The following is a 10166-nucleotide window of genomic DNA, read 5'->3' on the forward strand; positions in this document are numbered from 1 at the left end:
GATCATCACGCTGGCACCGACTGCCGGGTCGCGGCCGAGGCGGGTCATGGTCATGGGGATGATGACCCCCATCAGGGCGGCCACCAGCAGGTTGAGCATCATGGCCAGGGTCATTACGGCGCCGAGCGCCGCATCCTGATAGAGCAGATAGGTGGCGATGCCCATGGTGCCGCCCCACACCAGCCCGTTGATAAAGGCGACGCCAAGTTCCCGCAGCAGCAGGAAGGAGAGGTTGCCTGCCTGAATGTGCTGCAGCGCCAGCGCCCGCACTATCATGGTGATGGTCTGGTTGCCGGTGTTGCCGCCGATCCCGGCGACGATGGGCATCAGGGCCGCCAGCGCCACCAGTTGGGAGATGGTGTGCTCGAACAGGCCGATCACCCGCGAGGCGACAAAGGCGGTGCAGAGGTTGATGGCAAGCCAGGCCCAGCGGGTCTTGACCGCCTTGGAGACCGGGGCGAACACGTCTTCATCCTCGCTGATACCCCCCATCCGGCGCAGGTCGGTGTCACTCTCCTCATAGACCAGATCCACCACCTCTTCGACGGTGAGGCGGCCCATCAGCTTGCCCTTGCCATCCACCACGGCGGCGGAGAGCAGGTCATCCCGCTCGAAGGTGCGGGCGGCCGCTTCGTCGTTATCCTCCGGATCGAAGGTGACCGGATCACGCTCCATCACGTCGCTCACCAGGGTGGCGGGCTTGTGCAGCAGCACAGTGGTGAGGGCCAGCTCCCCCAGCAGGTGGTTGCGCCGATCGATGACGAACAGCTTGTCGGTGTTGGCGGGGATCTTGCCGCGTAGCCGCAGATAGCGCTGCACAGTGGCGAGCGTCACCTCGGGGCGGATGGTGATGATCTCGAAGTCCATCATGGCGCCGACGGTGTGCTTGCCGTAGCGGATCACCTCCCGCACCCGATCCCGGTCGGCGGGGGCCATATAGGTGAGCAGCCGCCCCATCAGGTTGCGGGGCAGGTACTGGCCCAGATAGATCTGGTCATCGATATCCAGAGAGCGCAGGGCGTGCAGCAGCTCCTTGTCGCTCATCCCGCTGATAAGGCTGTCCCACACCGTCTCCGACGCTTCAACCAGGATCTGGCCGCGCTTCTCCTCCTCCACCAGCGCCCACAGGGCATGACGCTCATCGGGCGGCAGCGACTCCAGCGCATCGGCGACGTCGGCGGCGGGCAACCCGTTGACCAGCGAGGTGAGTTCGCTGGTCTGATCGCGTTGCTCGGCATCCTGCACCACCTGCGGATCGAGCAGGCTGTCGGTGAGGGCGTCATCGCGTAGCAGCAGGGTGAGAATGCGGGATCTGTCATCCGCGCGCTGCCGGGCGCTGTTCTTGATGGGAAGAGACATGGGATGAATTCCTGAGATGGTAGCCAAGGGCTCAATGCCCATAGGATACCAGACTTAAAACAACAGGTTATGACCGTGATGGGAGAAGAGGGAGGTAAAGGTGAGGCCACCTGCTGGTGGCCTCATGATCGTTTGCCGAGGATCCCTCAGGCGAGGGCTCGCTGAGCCTGTGGTGCCTCGCCAAACCAGGCGAGCCGGTCGGCCAGGGTTACCACAGAACCCACCATGATCAGGGCCGGGCTTTCGACCCCCACCGCCAGCGCGGGTAGCTCATCGAGAGTGCCACGAATGACCCGCTGGCAGGGCTGGGTGCCGCGCTCGATCAGCGCCACCGGGGTGTTGCTCGCTTTGCCGTGGGCCAGCAGCTGCTCGCGGATGGTGGCGCAGGATGAGAGCCCCATGTAGAACACCAGGGTCTGCTTGTCCTTGGCGAGCAGCGGCCAGTCGAGATCCCGGGCGCCCCCCTTGCCGTGGGCGGTGACGAAGCGTACGCTCTGGGCGTGATCGCGGTGGGTGAGCGGAATACCGGCGTAGGCGGCGCAGCCGCTGGCCGCAGTGATCCCCGGCACCACCTGAAAGCCAATCCCAGTACCAACGAGCGTCTCCAGCTCCTCGCCGCCACGGCCGAAGATAAAGGGGTCACCCCCCTTCAGCCGCACCACCCGCTGGCCCTTTTTCGCCTCCTCCAGCAAGAGCTGGTTGATCCCCTCCTGCGGCACGCAGTGGTTGCCCGCCTGCTTGCCGACGAAGATGCGCTTGGCATCCCGGCGCACCAGCGCCATCACTTCGTCAGAGACCAGTCGGTCGTAAACCACCACGTCCGCCTGCTGCATCTGGCGCAGGGCGTGTAGGGTGAGCAGGCCCGGATCGCCGGGGCCAGCCCCCACCAGCACCACTTCGCCTCCGGTCTGGCTTTCATCGGCAAACAGGTTGTCGGCCAGCTGGTGGGCGCTGGCGCTATCGCCCCGCGCCAGCGCCTGCCCGAGGCGATCGGCCCCGAGCAGCCGCTCCCAGAAGCGGCGTCGCTCCCCCATGGTGGCGAAGCGGGCCTTGACCCGCTCCCGCAGGCTGCCGGCAAAGGTCGCCACGGCCCCCAGATGTTGCGGCAGCAGGGCTTCCAGTTTTTCCCGCAGCAGCCGGGCCAGCACAGGCGCCTTGCCGCCGGAGGAGATGGCCACCATCAGCGGTGAGCGGTCGATGATCGACGGCATGATGAAGCTGGAGCGTTTCGGGTCATCCACCACGTTGGCAAAGATCCGCGCCTGATTGGCGCTTTGGTAAACCAGTGCATTCACCTCGCGCCGATCGGTTGCTGCCACCACCAGCCACTTGCCCGCCAGTTGTTCCGGCACAAATTCACCGGCCAGCCACTCGATGCTGCCGTTGGCAGCCAGCTCCGCCAGCTCGGGGTCGAGCTCGGGCGCCACGACGGTGAGGCGAGCACCGGCATCCAGCAGCAGGCGCGCCTTGCGCTCCGCTACCTCGCCGCCGCCGACCAGCAGCACGGGTTTGTTGTCGAGTCGGCAAAAGATGGGCAAGTAGTCCATGGGGCCTCCGGATCAGGCGGTTCGGGTCTGGTTGGCGGTGCTGGTGGTCTCGCTCACTGCGACCGGGCGTTCAGCTTTCGGGGTGGCATACCAGTAACCGAGGCCCATAAAGAGGACGCCGGAGACGGTGTTGCCCAGCGTCACCCACAGCAGGTTGTGGCCGATGCCGCTCAGGGTGTAGGCATCGGAGTGGGCGCCAAACCAGGAGAGGGCGAACAGGGTCATGTTGGCGATAGAGTGCTCGTAGCCGGAAGCGATAAAGGCCAGCAGGCACCACCAGATGGCGATGAAGCGGGCCGCCCCTTCGGTGCGCAGCGCCATCCAGATGGCGAGGCAGACCAGCCAGTTGCAGAGGATCCCCTTCATAAACAGGGTCAGCGCCGGAGCCTGGGTTTTGGCCAGCGCCACCTTGTGGGCCAGACTGCCTGCGTCCGGCAGCAGGCTGCCGCCGTAGGAGTAGATGAGCGCCACCACGATGGAGCCAATCAGGTTGCCGGCCCAGGTCTGCGGCAGGATGCGCAGCAGGTCGGCCATGGTGATCTTGCCCGCCTTCACCCCGAAGGTGAGGAACATGGTGTGGCCGGTAAACAGCTCGGAGCCGGCAATGATGACGAGCGTCAGGGCGATACCGAAGGTGGCCCCCATCACCAGCGGCCGGATGGCGGGATCCACCAGATTGCCGAGGGTGAAGATGAGGATGATGCCGAGGCCCACATAGGCCCCCGCCATGGCGGAGCTGAGCCAGAAGCCGAGCTTGTCGCTGCGCTCGAAGCGGTTGATGCGTGCCGCGTTGGCGGCGCACTTGTTGATGGTTTCCGTGTACATCTTGTGAGTCCTTGAAAGGGCTGCCCACAGGCAGCCCGAAAGAGAGTGAATTTGGCTTTAGACAGCGACCCAGACCTGCTGGCCGCGTACTTCAACGGGATAGCTCTGCACCGACATCGTAGGGTTGTCGAAGCAGTGACCATCGCTCAGGCGAAAGCGCTGCTTCTTGAGCGGGCTGGCGACCCAGAGCTCGCCGTCGTGTTCGCAGATCAGGCCCCGCGACAGCACGTTGGCGGCGAAGAAGGGATCCCGGTTGTCGATGGCGAACACCTCGGCGGCCGCGCTCGGGCGGAACAGGGCGATCTGGCGACCTTCAATGAGTGCACAGACGCCGGTTCCCGGCAGGATGTCGTTGAGTTGGCAGGCAAGTTTCATCATTTGGTTTCCACCTCGATCTGGTAGACGGGGATGCGCTCGGCCGGGGTCGCCGGTCGGTGCTGGTCGCGCTCGGCAACGAACTGAACGTCCGGGTCGCGCTTGTCGCTGTTGATGAAGTGGCTGAATCGCTTGAGTGCCTCCTCTTCGTTGAGGGTGCGCGACCATTCGCACTCGTAGCTGTCGATCAGGGTCTGGATATCGCGCTCCAGCGTCTCGGCCAGCCCCAGCTTGTCGTCGACGATCACCTCGCGCAGGTAGTCGACGCCCCCTTCCAGATTGCCGAGCCAGACCGAGGTGCGCTGCAGTTTGTCGGCGCTGGTGACGTAGAACATCATGAAACGGTCGATCAGCTTGATGAGGGTCTCTCGGTCGAGGTCAGACGCCAGCAGGTCGGCGTGGCGCGGCTTCATGCCGCCGTTGCCGCCCACATAGAGGTTCCAGCCCGCGTCGGTGGCGATGATGCCGACGTCCTTGCCCTGCGCTTCCGCACATTCACGGGTACAGCCAGAGACGCCGAACTTCATCTTGTGCGGGGTGCGAATGCCCTTGTAGCGGTTTTCGAGGAAGACCCCGAGGCCGACGCTGTCCTGTACGCCGAAGCGGCACCAGGTGCTGCCGACACAGGTCTTGGCCATGCGCAGCGCCTTGGCGTAGGCCTGACCGGTCTCGAAACCGGCCGCCAGCAGCTTGCGCCAGATGGCGGGCAGATCATCCTTCTGGGCCCCGAACAGGCCGATGCGCTGGGCGCCGGTGATCTTGGTGTAGAGCTTGTAGTCGCGGGCCACTTCGGCCACCGCCAGCAGCCCCTCCGGAGTCACTTCGCCACCGGCCATGCGCGGGATGACGGAGTAGCTGCCGTCCTTCTGCATGTTGCCGAGGAAGATGTCGTTGGTGTCCTGCAGCGGGATGTTGCGCGGGCTCAGCACATGCTCGTTCCAGCAGGAGGCGAGGATGGAACCTACGGTCGGTTTGCACACCTCGCAGCCATAGCCTTGGCCATGTTTGGCCAGCAGTTCGTCGAAGCTCTTGATCCCCTCCACCTTGACCAGATGGAACAGCTCCTGACGGGAGTGTTGGAAGTGGGCGCAGAGGTGGTTGTTGACCTCGATGCCCTGCTTCACCAGCTCGGCGTTGAGCACCTGACTGATGAGCGGCACGCAGCCGCCGCAGCCGGTACCGGCCTTGGTGTGCTGCTTGATGGCGGCCAGCGTGGTGTGACCCTCGGCCACCGCCTGGGCGATGTCGCCCTTGGAGACGTCGAAGCAGGAGCAGATCTGGGCGCTCTCCGGCAGGGCATCCACCCCCAGCGTCGGCTTGGCACCGGCGTAGGCGGGCAGGATCAGGGTATCCGGGTGGCTCGGCAGCGGCAGGGCGTTGAGCATCATCTGCAGCAGGTTGCCGTAATCTTCCACATCACCCACCAGCACGGCGCCGAGCAGGCGGCTGTTGTCTTCGCTCACCACGATCTTCTTGTAGACGCCGGCCTGATCGTCCTGAAACACATAGCTGTGGCTGCCCGGGGTGCGACCATGGGCATCGCCGATGGAGCCGACGGAGACGCCGAGCAGCTTGAGCTTGGCGCTCATGTCTGCCCCCTCGAAACAGCTGTCGCCGCCGAGCAGATGGTCGACGGTGATCTGGGCCATCTTGTAGCCCGGCGCTACCAGTCCGAAGAAGCGCCCCTGCCAGGCGGCGCACTCGCCGATGGCGTAGATGTCGGGGTCGGAGGTGAGGCAGTGATCGTCGATGACGATGCCGCCGCGCTCGGCGATGGCGAGATCACCGTAACGGCCCAACGTATCTTGCGGACGAATGCCAGTGGAGAAGACCACCACGTCCACTTCCAGCTGGCTGCCGTCGGCGAAGGCGAGGCGGTGTTTCGCCTGTTCACCGCCATGCATCAGGATCTCGCTGGTGCTCTTGCTGGTGTGTACCTGCACCCCCATGGATTCAATCTTGCGGCGCAGCAGCTGGCCACCCTGACCGTCGAGCTGCTCGGCCATCAGCACAGGAGCAAACTCCACCACGTGGGTCTCGAGACCCAGTGCCTTGAGGGCGCCGGCGGCTTCCAGGCCAAGCAGGCCGCCCCCGATCACCACCCCGCTCTTGCCACTCCTGGCGGCGCTGCGGATGGCTTTCAGATCCTCGATGGTGCGATAGACGAAGCACTCGTGGTGCTGACTGCCCGCAATGGAGGGCACCCAGGGGTAGGAACCGGTGGCCAGCACCAGCTTGTCGTACCCGACCACAGTGCCCTTGTTGGAGTGCACTTCGCGGTTGGCCCTGTCGATTGTTTTCACCGCTTCGCCGAGCAGCAGGCGGATGCCGTGCTTGTCGTAGAAGCCGGGTTTGACGAGGGAGAGATCTTCGCTGGTGTGATGGGAGAAGTAGGAGGAGAGATGGACGCGATCGTAGGCGGGACGGGGTTCTGCACCGAAGACGGTGATCTCGTAGCGGCCCGGCTCGGCCCGCTCGATCAGCTCTTCGATGAAGCGGTGCCCCACCATGCCGTTACCCACAACGACCAGTCTGACTTTGCTCATGATTGCCTCTAGTTTGGAGTAATAAAACATCATTCTGGGGCTAGGCTACCCAGTCAGTAGGGGCGGGCAATTGATGCAAATCAAGTGTCTATTTATATATCTCGTCAGGGGTAATTCGATAAAATTCAAAGATATACAAAAATAGGTATACCAGTTGATGATTTCTGTACTGGCTTTGGGTGAGGGATGGTGGAGAGCAAGAGCGCTTTAGCAAAAGCTGGGGGAGTGAAAACTTCTGGCGGAAAAAGCCGATCTCGCACTGGGCGAGACCGGCATCAGCCGAGCAAGGCGGCGTGTCAGGCGATATGGCGGCGGAACATGGCGAGCGCCAGCGACAGGGTGACGCCGGCGATGGCGAGCAGCGGCCAGAGCAGGGGCCAGGCGGCGGACCAGTCGAACCCCTTGAGGAAGACCCCCTTGAGCAGCACGATAAAGTGGGTAAGGGGGTCGATGGCCGCCAGCCACTGGAACACCTGCGGCATGTTCTCCACCGGCGAGATATAACCCGAGAGGATCACCGCCGGTACGGTGAAGGAGAAGACCCCGAGAAAGGCCTGCTGCTGGGTTGAGCAGAACGACGAGATGAAGAGCCCGATCCCGGCCAGTGCCAGCCCGTAGCAGACCATGCCCGCCATCAGCAGGCTGAGGCTGCCGGCAAAGGGGAGGTGAAAGACAAAACGGGCGGCCAGCGCGACTATGCACCCTTGTCCCACCGCCACCATGATGCCGGGCACCGCCTTGCCCGCCATGATCCAGCCTGCGGTGAGGGGGGAGACCAGCAGCTGATCGAAGGAGCCCTCTTCCCGCTCCCGCGCGACCGAGAGGGCAGTGACGATAAGACAGCCGGTAGTGGTGATGATGGCCACCAGCGCCGGCAGGACATGCCAGTGGAACTCGACGTTGGGGTTGTAGAGGTTGCGTACCGCCAGCTCGGGTTGGCCCTTGCCCTCACTTTGCCAGCGGGCGATCACCTGACTGATGTAGCCCGCAGCCACCTGACCGCCGTTGGAGCGACGGCCATCGATAATCAGCTGCACCTTGGCCGGTTCGCCCCGCGCCAGCCGGCGCGAGAAATCCCCCGGAATAATCAGCCCGAGCAGCGCCTGCTGCCCGGTGATGGCCTCGGTCATGCCCGCCTCGCCTTGCACCGGGATGATGGTGGTGAAGGCGGGCATATGGGTGAGGCGCTCCAGCAGCTCGCGGCTCTGGGCACCGCCATCCTGGTTGTAGATGGCCAGCGTGTTGCCGGTCACCTCCAGAGTGGCTGCGAACGGGAAGAGGGCGGTCTGCAGCAGCACCGGCATGATGAGCAGAAAGCGCCCCTGGGTATTGCCCATCAGGGCCTGCAGCTCTTTTCGGATCAGCCACCAGAGTCGGATCAGCATGGGTTACTCCAGAGTGCGCCGCGTCTTGCGGGCGGTCAGGGCCAGCCAGAAACCGGCCAGCAGCAGCAGACAGAAACCGTTGACCAGCAGGATCGAGAAGACGCTGCCCGCCTGATAGAGGGTCTGCAGCGAGCTTGCGAAGTAGCGGGCCGGAATGAGGTGAGTGATGGCCCGCAGCAGCGGCGGCATGCTGGCGATCTCGAACACGAAACCCGACAGCATCACCGCGGGCAGAAAGGCGGCGATCAGCGCTGCCTGCGCGGCGTTGAACTGGCTGCGCATCACGGTAGAGAGAAACAGCCCGAGCCCGAGGGCGCTGCCGAGAAAGACGCTGGTGACCAGAAAGAGCAGCAGCAGGGAGCCGCGCCACGGCACCGCCATCACCGCCACCGAGAAGAGCAGGCAGAGCAGCATGGCGATGATGCCAAGGCCATAGTAGGGCAGCAGCTTGGAGAGCAGCAGCTCCCCCTTGGTGACCGGGGTGGCGAGCAGCGCCTCCATGGTGCCGCGCTCCCACTCCCGCGCCACCACCAGCGAGGTGAGCAGGGCGCCTATGATGGTCATCACCACCGCAATGGAGCCCGGTACCAGAAAGTTGCGGCTCACCAGCGCCGGATTGAACCAGGCGCGGCTCTCTATCGACACCGGCATGGCGACCCCCTCGCCAGCGAGCCACCCCTGCCAGATCCCCTGCACATAGTTGGTGACGAAGTTGGCAGTGTTGGGCTCGGAGCCGTCGGTTAGCAGCAGCGCCTGCGGCGTACCATTGCCCTGACCGGCCATGACGCGGGAGAAGCCGTCATCGATCACCAGCAGGCCGCGGATCTCGCCACGGGCCAGAGTGGCGAGCAGGGACTCCCTGCTCGGGCCGCTGTGGATCTCCAGCGCGGTTGAGCCGCGCAGGGCCTGCTCCAGCCGCACCGCCGGGGCTCCGCTGTCGGTACGCCAGATGCCGAGGCGCAGATGGTCCACATCCAGATTGATGGCGTAACCCATCACCACCAGCAGTACTACCGGCATGATGAAGGCGATGAGGATGCTGCTCGGGTCACGGACGATTTGCAGCGTCTCCTTGCGGCAGAGGGCCAGCAGTCGCCGACGGTTGATGCTCATGCGTCCTCCTCGCTGGCCCGCTCGACCAGGGTGATAAAAGCCTCTTCCATTGTTGGCAAAGAACAGGTCGGCAAGGAACCGGTTGGCAAAGAGGTCGCCGCCTCTTTGGCGGCCAGCCCCTTGAGATCGTCCGGAGTGCCGAGCGCCAGCAGCTTGCCGCGATAGATGAGGGCGATGCGGTCGCAATACTCTGCCTCATCCATAAAGTGGGTGGTGACCAGCACGGTGACGCCGTGGTCGGCCAGCGCGTTGATGTGCGACCAGAACTCGCGCCGGGTTACCGGATCGACCCCGGATGTGGGCTCGTCGAGAAACAGCAGCGGCGGTTCGTGCAGCAGGGCGCAGGCCAGCGACAAGCGCTGGCGCAGGCCGAGCGGCAGGGATTCCGCCTTCTGATCGAGCCAGGGGGTGAGGGCAAAAGCGGCCACCATGGCGTCGATCCGCGTCTGCTGGTGGCGGCCAAACAGGCCGTAGATACCAGCGAAGAAGGAGAGATTCTGGGCCACGGTGAGCTGCTTGTAGAGGGAGAACTTCTGCGCCATGTAACCGAGGCGCTGACGTGCCGCCGAGGGGCTGTGGGCCAGATCGATGCCGGTCACCAGCGCCTGTCCCTCGCTCGGGCGCAGCAGGCCGCACTCCATCTTGAAGGTGGTGGACTTGCCCGCCCCGTTGGGGCCGAGCAGGCCGAAGATCTCGCCGCGGCGCACCGCAAAGCTGACATCATCGGTGGCGGCAAAATCGCCGAAGCGTTTGGTGAGGTGGCGCGCCTCGATCACCGCCTCGGGGGAGACCCCCTGCGGCAGTTCCGCTTCCCGCATCCCGGCCGCCAGACTCGACTCCCCACCGGGGCCGCCGCCGAGCAGGTCGATAAAGGCATCCTCCAGCCGGGGCTGGGCCGGTTGAAAGGTGCCGTTGGCGAGATACAGCTCCGCCAGCGGTGGGGGCGTCATGCCCGTGTGCAGCAGCAGGCGAACCCGCTCCCCCGCCACAGCGCCATCCATCACTGCCGGGTGAGC

8 protein-coding genes are annotated in these 10166 nt (G+C 64.6%); all 8 read right to left on the reverse strand.

The features are described 5' to 3' along the window. The coding region (locus AB5Y85_RS14435) for a magnesium transporter (protein WP_368221630.1) at positions 1–1359 on the reverse strand (1359 nt) is incomplete at its 3' end. 146 nt (positions 1360–1505) lie between these two features. Next, positions 1506–2906 carry a siroheme synthase CysG gene (cysG, locus tag AB5Y85_RS14440; RefSeq protein ID WP_257687605.1) on the reverse strand — a complete coding sequence of 467 codons (1401 nt, stop codon included), beginning with the start codon at positions 2904–2906 and terminating at the stop codon, positions 1506–1508. A 12-nt stretch (positions 2907–2918) separates the two neighbouring features. Next, positions 2919–3731, reverse strand: a complete 813-nt coding sequence (gene nirC, locus AB5Y85_RS14445; protein ID WP_257687604.1) for a nitrite transporter NirC — start codon at positions 3729–3731, stop codon at positions 2919–2921. A gap of 57 nt (positions 3732–3788) precedes the next feature. Continuing rightward, positions 3789–4106 (reverse strand): nitrite reductase small subunit NirD, encoded by a 318-nt coding sequence (gene nirD / locus AB5Y85_RS14450; RefSeq protein ID WP_257687618.1) that lies wholly within the window; start codon positions 4104–4106, stop codon positions 3789–3791. Continuing rightward, positions 4106–6652 carry a nitrite reductase large subunit NirB gene (nirB, locus tag AB5Y85_RS14455; RefSeq protein ID WP_257687603.1) on the reverse strand — a complete coding sequence of 849 codons (2547 nt, stop codon included), beginning with the start codon at positions 6650–6652 and terminating at the stop codon, positions 4106–4108. The genes nirD and nirB overlap by 1 nt, the downstream gene beginning before the upstream one ends. A 296-nt stretch (positions 6653–6948) precedes the next feature. Further along, positions 6949–8037, reverse strand: a complete 1089-nt coding sequence (locus AB5Y85_RS14460) for an ABC transporter permease (RefSeq protein WP_368221634.1) — start codon at positions 8035–8037, stop codon at positions 6949–6951. Positions 8038–8040: 3 nt separating this feature from the next. Next, positions 8041–9150, reverse strand: coding sequence for an ABC transporter permease (locus AB5Y85_RS14465; protein ID WP_368221637.1), 1110 nt, complete (start codon positions 9148–9150; stop codon positions 8041–8043). Continuing rightward, on the reverse strand, positions 9147–10166 hold a 1020-nt coding region (locus AB5Y85_RS14470), incomplete at its 5' end, for an ABC transporter ATP-binding protein (RefSeq protein ID WP_368221639.1). The genes AB5Y85_RS14470 and AB5Y85_RS14465, both read right to left, overlap by 4 nt.

The organism is Aeromonas sp. R3-1 (genome assembly GCF_040908345.1).
GTDB classification, from domain to species: domain Bacteria; phylum Pseudomonadota; class Gammaproteobacteria; order Enterobacterales; family Aeromonadaceae; genus Aeromonas; species Aeromonas veronii.

Bases quoted from the DNA above. Each gene is read 5' to 3' on its own strand.
- cysG (WP_257687605.1), bottom strand. From the start codon at position 2,906: ATGGACTACTTGCCCATCTTTTGCCGACTCGACAACAAACCCGTGCTG.
- nirC (WP_257687604.1), bottom strand. From the start codon at position 3,731: ATGTACACGGAAACCATCAACAAGTGCGCCGCCAACGCGGCACGCATC.
- nirD (WP_257687618.1), bottom strand. From the start codon at position 4,106: ATGAAACTTGCCTGCCAACTCAACGACATCCTGCCGGGAACCGGCGTC.
- nirB (WP_257687603.1), bottom strand. From the start codon at position 6,652: ATGAGCAAAGTCAGACTGGTCGTTGTGGGTAACGGCATGGTGGGGCAC.
- AB5Y85_RS14460 (WP_368221634.1), bottom strand. From the start codon at position 8,037: ATGCTGATCCGACTCTGGTGGCTGATCCGAAAAGAGCTGCAGGCCCTG.
- AB5Y85_RS14465 (WP_368221637.1), bottom strand. From the start codon at position 9,150: ATGAGCATCAACCGTCGGCGACTGCTGGCCCTCTGCCGCAAGGAGACG.